16 protein-coding genes and 1 tRNA gene are annotated in these 16,068 nt (G+C 52.3%); 7 read left to right on the top strand and 10 right to left on the bottom strand.

All coding sequences use genetic code 11. The annotated features are described in order from the left end of the window. The first annotated feature begins 128 nt into the window (after positions 1-128). Entirely contained in the window at positions 129-1,049 is a 921-nt protein-coding gene (locus QBD29_RS14335) for a DMT family transporter (protein WP_280098766.1), read from the top strand. 40 nt (positions 1,050-1,089) lie between these two features. On the opposite strand, the gene QBD29_RS14340 is transcribed toward QBD29_RS14335, so the two are convergent. Next, on the bottom strand, positions 1,090-2,145 hold the full coding sequence (locus QBD29_RS14340) for a proline racemase family protein (RefSeq protein WP_280098767.1): 1,056 nt from the start codon (positions 2,143-2,145) through the stop codon (positions 1,090-1,092). A 144-nt stretch (positions 2,146-2,289) separates the two neighbouring features. Between QBD29_RS14340 and QBD29_RS14345 the strand changes: the two genes are divergently transcribed. Continuing rightward, positions 2,290-2,376 (top strand) — tRNA-Leu (locus QBD29_RS14345). A 172-nt stretch (positions 2,377-2,548) separates the two neighbouring features. After that, positions 2,549-2,755, top strand: a complete 207-nt coding sequence (locus QBD29_RS14350; RefSeq protein WP_280098768.1) for a hypothetical protein — start codon at positions 2,549-2,551, stop codon at positions 2,753-2,755. Between the two features lie 155 nt (positions 2,756-2,910). Here QBD29_RS14350 and QBD29_RS14355 read toward each other — a convergent pair whose 3' ends face one another. The 4 genes from QBD29_RS14355 to QBD29_RS14370 all read right to left on the bottom strand — a co-directional run bounded on the left by QBD29_RS14355 (position 2,911) and on the right by QBD29_RS14370 (position 7,187). Then, positions 2,911-3,105, bottom strand: a complete 195-nt coding sequence (locus QBD29_RS14355) for a hypothetical protein (RefSeq protein WP_280098769.1) — start codon at positions 3,103-3,105, stop codon at positions 2,911-2,913. A 296-nt stretch (positions 3,106-3,401) separates the two neighbouring features. Further along, a complete protein-coding gene (locus tag QBD29_RS14360; RefSeq protein WP_280098770.1) occupies positions 3,402-4,367 on the bottom strand; it encodes an ABC transporter permease in 966 nt (321 codons plus the stop codon). Further along, positions 4,360-5,397, bottom strand: a complete 1,038-nt coding sequence (locus QBD29_RS14365) for an ABC transporter permease (protein WP_280098771.1) — start codon at positions 5,395-5,397, stop codon at positions 4,360-4,362. The genes QBD29_RS14360 and QBD29_RS14365 overlap by 8 nt, the downstream gene beginning before the upstream one ends. An 86-nt stretch (positions 5,398-5,483) precedes the next feature. After that, complete coding sequence (locus QBD29_RS14370) at positions 5,484-7,187, bottom strand: peptide ABC transporter substrate-binding protein (protein ID WP_280098772.1); 1,704 nt, start codon at positions 7,185-7,187, stop codon at positions 5,484-5,486. A gap of 357 nt (positions 7,188-7,544) precedes the next feature. Here QBD29_RS14370 and argE point away from each other — a divergent pair, with 357 nt between their 5' ends. Next, the gene (argE, locus tag QBD29_RS14375) at positions 7,545-8,699 is read left to right on the top strand and encodes an acetylornithine deacetylase (RefSeq protein ID WP_280098773.1); all 1,155 of its coding nucleotides are present in this window, start codon (positions 7,545-7,547) and stop codon (positions 8,697-8,699) included. A 10-nt stretch (positions 8,700-8,709) separates the two neighbouring features. Next, positions 8,710-9,882: a M20 aminoacylase family protein gene (locus QBD29_RS14380; RefSeq protein ID WP_280098774.1), complete on the top strand. Its 1,173-nt coding sequence runs from the start codon at positions 8,710-8,712 to the stop codon at positions 9,880-9,882. A 172-nt stretch (positions 9,883-10,054) separates the two neighbouring features. Here the strand turns inward: QBD29_RS14380 and QBD29_RS14385 are convergent, their stop codons facing one another. Then, positions 10,055-10,276, bottom strand: a complete 222-nt coding sequence (locus QBD29_RS14385) for a hexameric tyrosine-coordinated heme protein (protein WP_280098775.1) — start codon at positions 10,274-10,276, stop codon at positions 10,055-10,057. Positions 10,277-10,391: 115 nt separating this feature from the next. Here QBD29_RS14385 and QBD29_RS14390 point away from each other — a divergent pair, with 115 nt between their 5' ends. Next, positions 10,392-10,838: a MarR family transcriptional regulator gene (locus QBD29_RS14390; protein ID WP_280098776.1), complete on the top strand. Its 447-nt coding sequence runs from the start codon at positions 10,392-10,394 to the stop codon at positions 10,836-10,838. Here the strand turns inward: QBD29_RS14390 and QBD29_RS14395 are convergent. Then, complete coding sequence (locus QBD29_RS14395; protein WP_280098777.1) at positions 10,835-11,131, bottom strand: hypothetical protein; 297 nt, start codon at positions 11,129-11,131, stop codon at positions 10,835-10,837. The genes QBD29_RS14390 and QBD29_RS14395 overlap by 4 nt on opposite strands. A gap of 131 nt (positions 11,132-11,262) precedes the next feature. Beyond that, positions 11,263-13,101 (bottom strand): dihydroxy-acid dehydratase, encoded by a 1,839-nt coding sequence (ilvD, locus tag QBD29_RS14400; RefSeq protein ID WP_280098778.1) that lies wholly within the window; start codon positions 13,099-13,101, stop codon positions 11,263-11,265. A 159-nt stretch (positions 13,102-13,260) separates the two neighbouring features. On the opposite strand from ilvD, the gene QBD29_RS14405 reads away from it, so the two are divergent. Beyond that, positions 13,261-13,782, top strand: coding sequence for a hypothetical protein (locus tag QBD29_RS14405; RefSeq protein ID WP_280098779.1), 522 nt, complete (start codon positions 13,261-13,263; stop codon positions 13,780-13,782). A gap of 260 nt (positions 13,783-14,042) precedes the next feature. Here the strand turns inward: QBD29_RS14405 and QBD29_RS14410 are convergent, their stop codons facing one another. Next, positions 14,043-14,534, bottom strand: coding sequence for a DUF417 family protein (locus QBD29_RS14410; RefSeq protein ID WP_280098780.1), 492 nt, complete (start codon positions 14,532-14,534; stop codon positions 14,043-14,045). A 171-nt stretch (positions 14,535-14,705) separates the two neighbouring features. Next, positions 14,706-16,057, bottom strand: a protein-coding gene (locus QBD29_RS14415; RefSeq protein ID WP_280098781.1) for an IS3 family transposase whose coding sequence is annotated in 2 segments (ribosomal slippage) — positions 14,706-15,721 and positions 15,721-16,057 — 1,353 coding nt in all. Because the reading frame shifts where the segments join, the coding sequence is not laid out codon by codon here. Positions 16,058-16,068: the final 11 nt, after the last annotated feature.

Below are 16,068 nucleotides of genomic sequence, written 5' to 3' on the forward strand. Positions count from 1 at the left end.
GGCGAAACCCCACGGTGTTAAACCCACCGTACAGGCTCTTTTTGGGGAAAATATCCAAAACCCGCGCCCTGCGGCTTGCCCCATCCCACTCAAAGGCGTACCGCTGGGCCAAGACGATTGGACCCATTATGCCCAAACACTCCATTTACGGCACAACCCCAAATACCACCGCTGCGCCCGAGCGGGACAATTGGCGCGGGTTGAAATGGATGCTTTTGTCCGTTGTGGCTTCATCAGCCATGACAATTGCCGCGCGTGTGGCCAGCCAAGAATTGGACAGCCGTATGGTGGTTCTGGGGCGTGGCCTGCTCACTCTTATTGCCATTCTTGCACTGTTGGCCTTTTCCGCGAACATCCGCCGTAAGCTGCAATTTACCGACATCCGAGGCCATTTGGTGCGCGGTTTCCTGATCGCCATATCAACACAGATGGGGTTTTACACCATCGCCACCGTACCTTTGGCCACCACCACCGTGTTGTTCTTTACCGCGCCCATTTTCGCCACGGTTCTGGCCATACTGATCCACGGCGAAAAAATTGGCCCCAGACGGATCGGTGCGATTGTAGCAGGTTTTGCGGGTGTTCTCATTATCATGCGGCCTGGATTTGACGCATTGGAGCTCGGCCTTATCACAGCCATTGGGTCATCGCTGACCTTTGCTATGGCCTTGACCATGTCACGCAATCTTTCAAACGCGGATGGCCCTATGTCCACTTACTTTTCGTCGGTGGTGATCATGGTGATTGTGTCGATCCCAATCGCGGCCCCTGTTATGTCTTTGCCCACCCTGAACCTGACTTGGGTTGCCATGATCGCGCTGGTCATCACCTCCACCATTCGGGGCATTGGCGATATCGAAGCCTATCGCCATGCTGACGCCGCGCTATTGACCCCTATCACATACTTGCGTTTGGTGTTTATCGGGTTGGCCGCTTACCTTTTCTTTGGCGAAACCCCAGATGGCCCCACGCTGATCGGTGCAACCATCATCATCGCGGCTACGCTCTATATCGCCCAGCGGGAACGCTCCCTTAAAGCACAGAAATAGCCTTTTTCTTGGTCCAAATATCCAATTCTTTTGGCGCGGATCAGCTCCAAATATCGCCAATTGTGAACCCTTTTTGAAACGGATCACTTGGGTCAACCATCCATTGCGACGTGCCGTAAATCCACCCCTGCCCCGCCAGTTCAGGCACAATGACAGGGTAATTGCCAACCACCGTTTCTTCCAAAATTCGACCTTCAAACACTGTGCCAAGCGGCCCTTCATTCACATAATAATCGCCAACCTTTAACTGCCCTTTCGCGTGCAGCACCGCCATTTTGGCACAGGTTCCCGTGCCACAAGGGGAGCGATCAAAAACACCAGGCGCCATTTGGGGTTGGGACCAATCAAACGCTCCCGTTGAAACCGAAACCGCAGATGAACCATGCGCATCACTACGCCGTGCGGGACCTGTTAACTGACCAATGGTTGGTCCCGTAATCCCTGAATTTTCTGGATGTACCACCGGCAATTGTTCGACCGCTGCTTGCCTGATCATTTCCGCAAATCGCACCTGATCCCGTTCGTTTTCTGGACCCAACTCAATGCCAAACTGCGCCGCATCTGCGATGGCGAAAAACATCCCGCCCCATGCCACATCAATCACTGCTTTGCCAAAGTGCGGGATTTCCACCTCTGCATCCAAATGCACGGCAAAGGCGGGTACATTGCGAAACGCCACCTTTGTCACTTTACCATCTTTGCAATCCGCGCGGACCTTCAACACGCCCGCAGGTGCTTCTAAGGTCAGTTCGGTCACAGGCTCCACCATCGGTAAAATCCCCGTTTCCAGCAGCGTCGTCACCACGCAGATCGTGTTTGATCCGCTCATGGGGGGGTATTCTGTTTGCTCCATTATGATGAACCCAGCATCTGCCGAAGGATCACAGGGTTCCACTAACGCATTGCAGCATAAAACGGGATATCCACGCGGTTCGCGTAACATTTTCAAACGAATGTCATCGTGATGCGTCTCCATATACCGCATCTTTTCATAAACACTGTTCCCTTTTAGCGGCGGCATACCACCTGTAATCACACGGCCAGGTTCCCCCTCGGCATGAACTTCGACTGCAGTGATGAGTTGGGACACGCGCATGATGGCCTCTTTTTTGGCTTTGGCACCACCCTAAGGTCCCGAGACGTGGGTTCAAGCGGTGCCCTGCAGCTTTTTACACAATTCGGCACCGCGCCCCATTTACAAATCAACCACAAAACGCAATGTATCCAACACCGTAGGTATGCGAGCGTGGTGGAATCGGTAGACACGCCAGACTTAAAATCTGTTGTCCTTATGGACGTGGGGGTTCAAGTCCCCCCGCTCGCACCAACACTCAATCCAAAGGATTGAGTGGGCGGCAGATGTTTCGCAGAAACATCGAGAGTAACCCCCGCCCCAATCTTTCCCAATTCCCGCACACTTCCCGCCGTTTTCCCGCGTTAACGTGGTTTTAGGGCGCGCCAGTGTACGTTGGCGCCGAGGAAAGAGTAAGGAGCACATCATGATCCATCAACGTTTGGACCCGTTCACAATCCGCCAAATTCGCGAAATGCTGCAATCTGATTTGCGCAATGCCACATCGCAAGCGGATTTGACGCAACGATTGAATGCCAAAGGTTACGGATTGCGCCCCTCGGCCAATGGCACAATGCTTACGGCAGAACCACAGGGTCTACCGCTGTTCCCGTACACAGCGCCGGCACAGTAGCGGGATTAGTTTAAACTTTAACGAAAGATAATCACGAAGGCACATTTTCAGATGTGCCTTTTTTCATTCATCCTACACGCACAAAAGTAAGGGCTGCTCGTTAAATCAGCCCTTTACTATTTTCATGACCTTTTGGTCCTGTGTCAGCGAAGCGTTTACGCGGCCAAACGGATTTTGCGGCTTGGGGCAGCCATCAAAGAAAACCGTACAGGCATATCTTTCAGCGCTTCTTTTACGCGGGGTGCTGTATTGCCTGTCAAAAAGCTAACGCGATCCGATGCTGTTTCAACATCAGATGTTACGTGACTGATCATCATGTCTGCTTCCAGACGAAGAATCGTATTGCTCATTTTTTGTACCTCAACTCGATTACAGTTTACTCGTGGTGCAAAGTGTTTCACCTTGCTTGGCCCTGTTTTGACGGTGAAAACGGGCGTTCAAAGGACCCGTTCAAGACGATTTCAAGAAAAATTTTGCGCAAATTGTGTTCATTAACCAGAAATGTGGCAGCGTGGTTTGGTGCGTAGAAACCCTAAAAATAAAGGGAATATGCGCAATTTCGCCATTTCCAAAAAATGGCAATATCACCACACCAATAAAAAAGGCCCCGTTTAGGAGCCTTCTTTTGTCATAAGATTCTCAGACTTTATCGTCCCCGCATCCGCGGATCGAGCGCGTCACGCAACCCATCCCCGATGTAATTCACTGACAGCACAGTCAATGAAATCATCAAGCCAGGCAGGAACACCCGTTCTGGATACAAATCCATCCGCTGTACCGCATCCGCCAGCAACTTGCCCCAAGTTGGGAAATCCGACGGAAAGCCGACGCCAAGGAACGACAACGCACTTTCGGTGATAATAGCCACGGCCAAGCCCAAGGTCGCTGACACCATGATGGGAGACAATACATTAGGCAACAGATGGCGCATGATGATTTTGCCGGGCCGCGTACCAATCGAATGGGCTGCCATCACGAACTCTCGTTCTTTCAGCGCCAACACATCCGCGCGCACAATCCGCGCGGTTTGCATCCAACTGGTAATCCCAACAACGCTTACGATCAAAATGAACATGCCTGTTTCAATGCCAAAACTCTGGCTCAGCTTTTCGCGAAACAGCGTCACAGCCACCAACAGAATTGGCAGCAAAGGCAACGACAGCATCAAATCAGTAAACCGCATCAAAATGAAATCGAGCCGTTTGAAAAAACCTGCCAAAACGCCGACCGTTGTCCCGACCAACAACGACAGAACCATCGCGGCCCAGCCAACGGCCATGGACGCGCGCCCCCCTTCGATCATCTGGCTCAGCAAATCACGGCCCAACTGATCCGTGCCAAAAGGATGGTTCCAGCCCACTTTGGCATCACCGTCCCAAATGCCCCAAATAATCGGGCGCATGTCTTTTGCGCGAATGTCCAGCTTTGTGGCTTCCAACGTCCAGATGAACGGGCCGATCAACACAAACAGGGTGATAAACAACAGAAACCCACCGCCCAACACAGCGCCTTTATGCTGCTTGAACTGCCGCCATACATCCTGCCACTGGCTGGTTGGTGGCGCAGTTGGGATTGGGTCTCCCAATGGGTTGTTAGGGGATACATCAGTCATAGCGGATCCTCGGATCAAGCACACCGTATAATACGTCTGCGATCAGGTTAAACAGCACGATCAAAATGGCGAAGATAAAGGTAAAGGTCATCACGGTTGGGATGTCGCTGGCAAACAGCGCAATCAGCAACTGATAGCCCAAACCATTCACCGCAAATACGTTTTCGGTAATAATGGCCCCGCCGAAAATCGCAGGGATACCGAGCGCAATCACCGTAACCACAGGGATCATTGAGTTGCGCAACACATGCACCATCACGACAACGCCTTCACGCAACCCTTTAGCCCGCGCCGTGCGCACATAATCCTGTTTGAGATTATCGAGCATAGCAGAGCGCATGTAGCGGCTGATCTGCGCAGTGGTTTGCAGCGCCAAAACCATCACAGGCAGCACCATCTGTTTAAGCTGGATTACAAATGCATCCCAATCCACCACCTCGTGAACCGTGTTGTACTTTGACGGCAACCATCCCAGCTGTACCGCAAAAATCCAAATCAACAGTGGCCCCGTGAAAAACGGTGGAATCGAAAAACCCACCATCGTCACAAATGTACCCGTCTGATCAAAGATCGAATAATGCCGATAGGCAGAGTAAATGCCGATGGGCAGGGCAATCAGCACCCCCACCACATACGACATGCCAACCACCCAAAACGTTTGTGGCAAAGATTGGATCACCAAATCCATCACAGGGCCACGGGTCTGCCATGAAATCATGCGCAGTTTGCCTTCGGAGAAAGACGTGTCGGGCAGCCAACCCGCCCACCATGTGTTTGCTGTGGCCCAGTCGATGAACACTTGCGGTTCAATCCAGAAAAACTGCACCAGCCATTTATAGTATTGGATGTAAATCGGTTGCCCAAGGCCAAGCGCCTCGCGCATTTTTTCTTTCACATCAGGGGGCACGGTCAGCGGCACTTGGGACATCGGGTCACCAGGTGACAACTGCAACAGCATAAAGATTGCCAAAGAAATAAACAAAAGCGTCGGAATAGACAGTAATAGTCGACGAATAGTAAAGGTGAGCATAGACGCCTCGGTTTATGTCTTGGGGGTAAGGAAGGGGCCCTTGATGGTTAAACCAAAGGCCCCAAGCTCAGATTTTTGTGAACCGCTTACTTGATGCGGTGCCAGTCAGCAATGTTCCACAGCTCACTGTCCCAAGTGTTCAGGACAACGCCGCCCAAGGACAGCGCGTGTGCGGACACACGACCACGGTCAACCAGCGGAATGATTGTCATGCTGTCTTTTGTCAACATGTCGTTCATCTTTTTGCCGATTTCACCACGCTTCTCGATGTCACCTGTACGAGCCAGTTCGTCGATCAGCTTGTCGTATTCTGGATCACAGAAACGGTTGATGTTTTCACCCTGCCACTGTGACTCTGGCTTTGGCTCGTTGCCACAACGGTACGCTGCAAGGTACTGCTGCGGGTCTGTGCCGTTAAAGTTGTTGGCGTACATTTCTACGTCCGCATAGAACTTTTGGAATGTGTCAGGGGACCCTGGGTCACCGCCAAAGAACACAGACGCATCAAGGTTACGCAGCTCGGTTTCAACACCGATCTCGGACCACCACTGTTTGATCAGCGCTTGGAAGTCCTGACGTACAGCGTTTGTGGATGTTTGGTACAGGATCGCAAGTTTCTTGCCATCTTTGTCACGTACACCGTCGCCGTCGGAATCAACCCAACCAGCTTCGTCGAGCAGTGCGTTCGCACCTGCGATGTCTTGTGTCAAACAACCCGTGTTGTCAGACGCAAATACTTTTGGCGCAGGAACAAGGTTACATGTCGGACGACCAGCAGTACCGTAGCCGATTTCAACCAACAGGTTGCGATCGATTGCCATGGACAGCGCGCGACGCACTTTTTCGTCTGACAGGAATGGGTGCGGTGCAGCGCGTGTTGAACGTGTTTCCGCATCCAACTCTGGGGATGGATCCGTCAAGTTCATTTCCAGACGCTCAACCAGTGAACCGAATGCTGCGATTGGCTTACCTTTGCCGCCTTCAGCCATTTTCGCCAACACATCTGGTGCCAACTGCATGTTCCAAGCGTAGTCGAATTCACCTGTTTCCATGACAGCACGACCCGCAGCCGTTGCATCGCCGCCACCTTTAAAGGTCACAGTTGCAAATGCTGGTTTTGCTGGATCACGGTAGTTTGGATTCGCTTCAAACTGAATTACGTCGTTTGGACGGAAATCAGTTACGCGGAATGGGCCTGTACCGATTGGGCCAAAGTTGGCTTCTGTACATTCTGGCGCCTTTGCACCCAAACAATCAGCGAATTGTGCTGCTTGAATGATTGGGGATTGGCCACCCATGAACGGGCCATATGGGTTTGGTTTTGGCTGGTTGAATGTGACCTTAACTGTCAGGTCATCAATTGCTTCAACGCTTGTCACACCATCAAAGAAAGATGCCTGTGCGCAACCGCCTTCTGGGTGCATACAGTAATCGGCCGTAAACTTAACGTCTGCAGACGTTACAGTTGTGCCGTCAGACCACAGCAGGCCTTCTTTCAACGTCCACGTGATGGATGTCAGGTCTTCGGACACGCCACCGTTTGCAACCGTTGGAATTTCTTTCGCAAGATATGGAACCAGCGCACCGTCTTGGTCGTAACGGCCCAGCGGCTCGATAACCATGGATGACGATTCAACGTCTTTCGTACCGCCCGACAGATACGGGTTCAGGATGGATGGCGCTTGCCAATAGATGATGTTCAACTGCCCATCGGAACCGCGTTCAGCAGCCGCCATGGACGCCATGGAAAGCACAAGTGCGCTTCCTAAAGCCATTTTCTTCATCGTCATACGAAGAGTTCTCCCTTTGAGGTTATTGTTTAGGTCAGAGCCGCATTTAAAACGGCATTTAGGGGGATCAGGTCCGAGCGAAAACGCCTGCGTTTGCAGGTGAAACCAACGTGAAACACGCAGCTCTCAAAGCGTTCTGGCACTAAGTTCTCCCCAAGAGTTATTTTCCGAAACGAATCCGAAAAAAGCAGACCATGAGCAAAGTAAAGACGATAAAGAATTAGTTTACAATGACTTTTCTTTTGACCATTTGGTAAATTGACCCAACGAAACATCCCAACTGCGTACTCGTTATGCTCTTGACGCCACGCCAAGCAGTTTCCAAACTCGCGCCACTCTCATCATCAGGACTCATTTATGGCTGACGTCTACACTCCCTTTGAAATGTTGGAAAAGCTCATCAGCTTTAACACCGTTTCACACCGCTCAAACCTGCCTTTGATTGATTTTGTCGAGGAGTACTTGTCTTCGCACGGTGTAACTGCAACCCGCGTGTATAATGACGAAGGTGATAAAGCGAACCTGTATGCACACATCGGACCCATGGTTGAGGGCGGCGTCATTTTATCTGGCCACACGGATGTTGTTCCTGTGGAGGGCCAAGATTGGTCCACTGATCCTTGGACAGTTGTGGAAAAAGACGGCAAATATTTTGGTCGTGGTACGTGCGACATGAAAGGTTTTCTCGCCATTGCTCTTGCCTATGTGCCCCACATGATCGCTGCCGATTTGCAAACCCCGATCCAACTGGCGCTGTCTTATGACGAAGAAGTGGGCTGCGAAGGCGTGATTCCGATGGTTAAGGAACTCGCAGGTAAAATGCCCAAGGCCGCCATGTGTATCGTTGGCGAACCGTCTGACATGAAAGCCGTTACCGGCCACAAAGGTGGCATCGGATTTCATACCGAAGTGACAGGGTATGAGGTTCATTCTTCCCTTGCCCATATCGGTGTTTCTGCGGTCATGACCGCCGCCACCCTTGTGGAATGGCACAACAAGAAAAACGAAGAGGCGGTTGCCAACCACGACCCCGAAAATGAATTTGTGCCCCCCTTCCCCACCTATCACGTCGGGACAATACAAGGCGGCACGGCAGGCAACATCACCGCCAAGACCTGTACTTTCATCAATGATTTCCGCTTGCTCCCAACACAAGACGCCAAAGCCGAGGCGGAAGCGTATATGGATTTTGCAGCAGAACTGGATGCGAAAATCAAAAAGGTTCGTCCAGAGGCAGGTATCAAAGTCACGCCAAAATTTGGCGTTCCAGGTCTGCGGCCAGAAGAAAACGGCGCGGCAGAAACCCTTGTGCGCCGCCTGACGGGCGACAACTCTATCAACGTGGTCAGCTACGGCACCGAAGCTGGCCATTTTCAAAACGAAAACATCTCTACCGTTATCTGCGGACCTGGTTCTATTGACCAAGCCCACCAAGCAGATGAATACATCACCGTTGACCAATACAATCTGGGCGCCAAATTCATGCGCGACCTGATTGCTGATCTTTCATAAGGAAACTGACATGCCACTGATCAACCGCTTTGCTGAAACCCACGCCGAACTCACCGCCATCCGTCGCGATTTGCACATGCACCCAGAATTGCAATTTGATTGCCACCGCACTGCGGGCATTGTCGCGGATAAACTGCGCGAATGGGGCTGTGACGAGGTGAAAACAGGCATCGGCCAAACGGGTGTTGTTGGCGTGATTAAGGGCAAGCAAAACACCTCTGGCAAAGTCATCGGCCTGCGCGCCGACATGGATGCCCTGCCGATATTTGAGGCAACGGGCCTCGACTATGCGTCTAAGGAAGACGGCAAAATGCACGCCTGTGGCCATGACGGGCACACCACAATGCTGCTCGGTGCGGCGCAATACCTGTGCGAAACCCGTAACTTTGACGGCACAGCCGTGGTCATTTTCCAACCCGCCGAAGAAGGCGGCGGTGGTGGCCGTGAAATGGTCGAAGACGGCATGATGGAAGAATTTGGCATCCAAGAAGTTTACGGCATGCACAATTGGCCTGGCAAAGATGTTGGCACATTTGGCATCCGTGCAGGTGCATTTTTTGCAGCGGCGGACCTGATCCAAATCGACGTCACAGGCAAAGGCGCACACGCCGCCAAGCCCCAAGACGGCATAGACACAACCGTTGTGGCCGCCCATATCGTTATCGCGCTGCAAACCATCGCATCCCGCGTGGCCGATCCGCTGGAATCTGTGGTTGTTTCCGTCACCAGTTTTGAAACAGAAAGCAAGGCGTTCAACGTTATCCCTGAAAAAGTGGAACTGCGCGGCACAGTGCGCACGCTTTCCCCTGACATGCGCGACATCGCCGAAGAACAGATCACACGCATCGCCGAAAACACCGCAGCCGCCTTTGGTGCCACGGCAAAGGTCACGTACAACCGCAACTATCCCGTTATGGTTAATCACGATGCTCAAACAGAATTCATGGCTGATGTGGCGAAATCCGTGGTCGGCGATCACAACGTAGAAGTGGGCATGGAACAAACCATGGGCGGCGAAGACTTCGCCTTTATGCTCGAATCCCGCCCAGGCGCGTACATCCTGTGTGGCAACGGCGATGGGGCAATGGTTCATCACCCAGAATACAACTTCAACGATGAAGCAATCCCAACAGGCTGCACCCTTTGGGCTAACATTATCGAACAGGGCATGCCTGCCGCATAATCGTCCCTTTCGACATGCCGGCTAACATTATCGAACAGGGCATGCCTGCCGCATAATCGTCCCTTTCGACATGCGGGCTAACATCATCGAACAGGGTATGCCCGCCGCATAATCGCTCAAAAGGCACGGTTGACCGCTCAACCGTGCCTTTAATGTTCTTCAAATACCAAACCTAGCGCCAGTGATTGTTCGCGGCCGCCACTGTTTGGAAATTTGTCGCCACCACCAAAGACACTTGCGTCAGATTTGCAGGATCATTGGCGTATTCGGGCCGCATCCGTTCGCGCGCTGCGTCATCTGGCTGTGTTTTCTTCACCGCCATCCGCGACAACATTATCGCCAATTCATACCCTTCTTCAGGTGTTTCTGTTTTTAAACTCGGCAACCAACTCATGGCATTCTCCCATTTATGTCGTGTGCGATATATTTTATCCTCTATCCCAATCATGAACTTGCGATTAGGTCAAGAAAATTGTATCGTGTGCGATATAAGTTACCGAAAGCCCGCTATGCTTGACGAGTCGACCCTGCCCACTGATCCGCAAAATATGATCTGCTTTGCGCTCTACACCGCCAGTCATGCCGTGAACCGCGCCTATGTGCCCCTGCTTAAAGACCTCGGCCTGACGTATCCGCAATGGATTACGCTATTGTTTTTATGGGAAAAGGACGAACAGACTGTGGGGGACTTATCGGCCAAATTGCAAATGCAGACCAACACGCTCACGCCTTTGCTGCAAAGGCTCGAAACACTCGGTCACATCACCCGCACGAAAAACCCCAAAGACGCCCGCCAAGTCGTCGTTCGGCTCAGCTCATCCGGGCGGCACCTGCAACAGCACGCTCCCATAGTCACCCGCTGTGTGATCGAAGCAACAGGCTTTGACCTGCCAATGTTGGATAATTTGGTCCACGTGCTGTCGACCCTGCGTGATCAGGTCAGCACCGCCGGCTAATGCGCTGGTAGCCGCACAAACACGTAGGTTTTCTGCAACGCGCCTTTGTCTTTGAGCGACACTGACGCTTGGGGACCGTCAAAAATATCAAAAGTAACTTGTTCAAAGCTATCAGGATGGTTTACCGCACCTTGCGTGCGAACCGTTGCGAACTCACCATGGGCGGAACACACATTCATATCGTGCGCCAAACGATCATAAAGCTCTCGCGCCGCATCACTTCGAAATTCGAACGCGAAAGCGCACATATATTCTGCGGTGCTGATGCTTTCGCACTTTTGGCCGCGCAGCATCGGCTGATCTGCACTTCTTTCTTTAAGAACGGCACATAATTCACTTCGTTCCTCTGCCGTGGCGAATACCGCAAGCAGAAGAACGGCTATCAAAATACCGACAAAAATTAACGGAATGAAATGCGCGAGTCTCAAGGCTCCAACCGCACAGCACCCTGTGACGCATTACCAACGTGCGCTGCATAGACCCGCAGGGCGCGGCTGACTTTGCGGGCACGCGGCTGTGCTGGGGCCCACGGGTTCTCCCGTGCTTCCATGGCGGCGCGGCGTGTGGCCAATTCTTCATCCGTCAACTTCACATTCATCGTGCGGTTCGGGATATCAATCTCGATGATATCCCCTTCTTCGATCAGTGCGATGTTGCCGCCCTCACCCGCTTCTGGCGAAACGTGGCCGATGGACAGGCCAGATGTGCCGCCAGAAAACCGCCCATCCGTGATCAGCGCACAGGCTTTGCCCAGCTTCATAGATTTCAAATAGGTCGTCGGATACAGCATTTCTTGCATTCCTGGTCCACCACGCGGCCCTTCATAGCGGATGACAACCACGTCGCCTTCCACCACTTCTTTGCCCAAAATACGCTTACATGCCTCATCCTGAGACTCGCACACAACAGCGCGGCCGTTGAATTTCAAAATGCTCTCATCCACGCCTGCGGTTTTCACAACACAGCCCTCTTGGGAAATGTTGCCAAACAACACGGCCAAACCACCCTCTTGCGAATGGGCATGTTCTGCATCGCGGATCACCCCGTTTTCACGGTCCAAATCCAGCTCTTTGTACCGCCGCGACTGTGAAAACGCCTGCGTTGTGCGCACACCGCCAGGGGCCGCCAAGAACAAGTTATGCACATCTTCGTCATTGGACGTGCGCACATCCCATTTGGCAATCGCATCGCCCAATGTTGGCTCATGGATCGTGCCGACAGATGTATCGAGCATTCCTGCGCGGTTCATTTCACCCAGCAGGCCGAAAATCCCGCCAGCACGATGCACGTCTTCCATGTGAACGTTCGCAACCGCAGGGGCCACTTTGCACAGGCAAGGCGTCTTACGCGACAAGCGATCAATGTCATCAACGGTGAAATCAACTTCGGCTTCCTGCGCCATGGCCAGCAGGTGCAAAATTGTGTTTGTTGACCCACCCATGGTGATATCCATGCGCATCGCATTTTCAAACGCCGCTTTCGTGGCAATCCCGCGCGCGGACACAGATTTATTGCCATCCACGTAATATTCTTTAGTCAGTTCCACGATCCGCTTCCCTGCTTTGCGGAACAACATTTCACGGTCGCTGTGCGTGGCCAATGTGGACCCGTTGCCCGGCAACGCCAAACCCAGCGCCTCGGCCAAACAGTTCATCGAATTGGCCGTGAACATCCCAGAACAAGATCCACAAGTCGGACAGGCGCTTTCTTCAATCGACAAAACTTCTTCGTCGGTACGATCAGGGTTGGCGGCTTCCATCATGGCATCCACCAGATCAATCGCTTTCAGCTCCCCATCAATGTCCACCTTGCCCGCTTCCATCGGGCCACCCGATACAAACACAACAGGGATATCCAAACGCAGCGCCGCCATCATCATGCCGGGCGTGATTTTATCGCAGTTGGAAATACACACCATCGCATCCGCGCAGTGGGCGTTGACCATGTATTCCACACTGTCCGCAATCACTTCGCGTGACGGCAGGGAATAGAGCATCCCATCATGCCCCATGGCGATACCGTCATCCACCGCGATGGTGTTCATTTCCTTTGCAACACCACCCGCCGCATGGATTTCTTCGGCAACCAACTGGCCCAAGTCTTTCAGGTGAACGTGACCAGGAACAAACTGTGTGAAAGAGTTCACAACCGCGATAATCGGCTTGCCAAAATCACTATCAGTCATGCCAGTCGCACGCCAAAGGCCGCGCGCGCCCGCCATGTTACGACCATGTGTAGAAGTTCTGGAACGATACGGAATCATTGGGTGTGCCCTCGCAGTGAATTAGTCCCGCGTGTTTTGCCTGATTAAAGCCAGAAATGCTAGCCACATCGCCACAAACGCACGCCAGTCTTTTTCAATCTTGCCAAGCCTGCGGTGAAAAGTTTTAGTAATCGGATACAGACCAAAGGAATTGACGGCATGGCCATCCTAAAATGTATCGAATGCGGCGGCAAAGTTTCCAGCGAAGCAGCATCATGCCCCCATTGCGGCTATGTCAAAGGCGCACGTCCCAGTGAGCCACCAAAACCCAGCCCGCTGCTAGGCGATACACCCACTGAAAGACCCCCGTCAACACCTGCCAAAACCAGTCCATGGGTGATCATTGGCGCCTGCACCGGCGGATTGCTTGTCCTTTTTATCATCATTGGCGCTATAGCTGGTTCACAAAGCACTTGTAAAATCACCAGCCTGCGAAACACCGAAGACACCTTCATTGTAAATGGCCAATGGGACTACGGGATCGTCACAAATGCTGTCGTTTCACTGGACGGAAAAGCCCGCCAAGTCACTGTCACAGTCCGCCTTGAAACCAACCAAGGGGACATCACAAAATCCAAACGCGTCGCTGTATCAGAGAATGGCAGCCGCGAAGTCCAGATTCAGTTCATCGAACCCACAGTGACGACCAAAGTCCGCCAAAGCTACGCAACGTGTAAATAAGAAATGGGCAAAGCGAAAAAGCGAGGTTCTAGGGACAATGCTCACCATAGGTTTCATCTCGAAAGCACATCACGCGACCGCCACAGACGACCTCTAGCTGCTTTCTTTTGGCCAGAAATATCCCGGGGTTTGGGGCAGAGCCCCAAGCGGGGGCAAATGCGTGGGACAGCGCCAAGGTAAAATGGTGGGTTATACTGGTTCCACGAAAATGGGGGCCAAAATGGCCCCCATCAAATCAGTTAGGTTCAGATCGCGCGGTCTTAGTCTGCTGCGGCTGTCAGCGCGTTGCCCAGTGCGAACAAGCTTGCGAACAACAACACGATGTCTTTCAGCAGGAACTGGCCAGGAACAACCGAGATGGCCAATACACCAGTTTCAGGAATAAACACGCCAGGTGTTGAAAAGAAGAAGCTGAAAGTCACAATAAATGTTCCCACTGCGCCCAATGCGCCCAGCACAGCCAGTTTTGGTGCAAAGAACCGTGCGGTGAGCAATGCGGCGATGATCAATTCAGCCACCCCGATCAGTTTGGACACGGCCCCTTCAGACAAGAAGGCGTAGAGCCAGCCCAGAAACGGTGAGTTTTCCACCAATCCTCGGATTGCGCCTGCTTCGTAGGCGGTGAACTTCATTGCGCCGAACCACACAAAGACAAGGATCAAAGTTGCGAAAATCCCTTTGGAAGCAATTTCGGTCAATCGGTTGCCAAGGTCCTGAGGTGCAGCAGCGCTGTTTACGGTTGTATGTGTCATGTTAGATCTCCAAATCTGTGTTTTGTTTGTTTCGGTGGCGGACTTGCCAGTCGTTGAAAACAGATCTATATGTTTGTTACTGATCAGTCCATAATTAATGTCCGTTGTCATATAAAGTGGGACATCAGAGCGGCTTGAGCATTGGAGGCTCTGGCTCGTTAGTGTGATTGATTATGCTGCTTGTTTCTGATGTTGCAAGCGACGTTGTTTGATTGTCTGTTTCTTGATCCTCTTCCTTTCTCTCAGAATGGCTTTGTCGCGGCCGAAGTAGACATCGGCGGGTGTGACGTTGTTCAGGCTCTCGTGGTATCGTCGGTTATTGTAATAGTCGACGAAGGCCTCGATCTGGCGCTCGAGATCGCCGGGCAGATAGTAGTTTTCTAACAGCACTCGGTTCTTCATCGTTTGATGCCATCGTTCGATTTTGCCTTGGGTCTGTGGATGGAACGGAGCACCACGGACATGATCCATATTTTGCCCTTCCAGCCATTCGGCCAGGTCGCCAGATATGTAACACGATCCGTTATCGCTGAGCAGGCGTGGTTTGTGCCGAACAACCGCTTGGTCACAGCCTGATGCTGTCAGAGCGCGCTCAATCGTCTCGGTCACATCACTGGCCCGCATGGTTGTACACAGTTTCCATGAGATGATGTAGCGGCTGTAATCATCCAAGATCGTAGACAGATAATACCACCCCCAACCAATGATTTTGAAGTAGGTGAAGTCTGTCTGCCACATCTGATTGATGGCGGTGGTTTTATCCGTGAACTCGTTGGCTGCTTTGATCACCACGTAGTCTGGTGCTGTGATCAGGTCGGCTTCCTTGAGAATGCGATAAGCTGATGATTCTGAGACAAAATACCGCTTTTCATCGGTGTATTTGACTGCCAGCTCGCGCGTGCTCAGCGCCTCGTGTTCCAGCGCAAACGCGATCAGGTCGTCACGACGATCATCGGGGATGCGGTTCCAAACGGATTTAGGGCATGGCGATTTGTCAGCCAGCCGGTCAAACCCGCCTTCGAGATATAAATCATACCAGCGATAGAATGTGGTGCGTGGAATGCCCAGCATGTCGAGGGTCTGCTTGGTTGGCAGATGTGATCCCTCGACGGTGCGGATGACCTCCAGCTTCTCAGACGCAGGGTATCTCATTCCTCGAACTCCCCAGCCCCTGTCATGCTTTTTTTGAGAAGCCGGTTCTCAAGCGTCAGATCGGCCACGCATTCCTTCAAGGCCATAGCTTCTGAGCGTAGTTCTTTCACTTCAGGGGATGTGGCCTGACGCGCCGTATCGCCAGATAGACGGCGTTTGCCTGCTTCAAGGAATTCTTTCGACCAGCTGTAATACAGGCTCTCCGCGATGCCCTCCCGACGGCACAACGCTGAGATGCTTTCTTCTCCACGCATCCCTGCCAGCACAATGCGGATCTTCTCCTCCGCCGAATAGGTTTGACGTGTCTTGCGGCGGATGTTCTTTACCAATTTATCTGCAGACGCTTTGCTGCTTCCGGATTTCTTGTTCATCTTCACTCCAT

It is taken from the genome of Amylibacter sp. IMCC11727, assembly GCF_029854195.1.
Classification (GTDB): Bacteria; Pseudomonadota; Alphaproteobacteria; order Rhodobacterales; family Rhodobacteraceae; genus Amylibacter.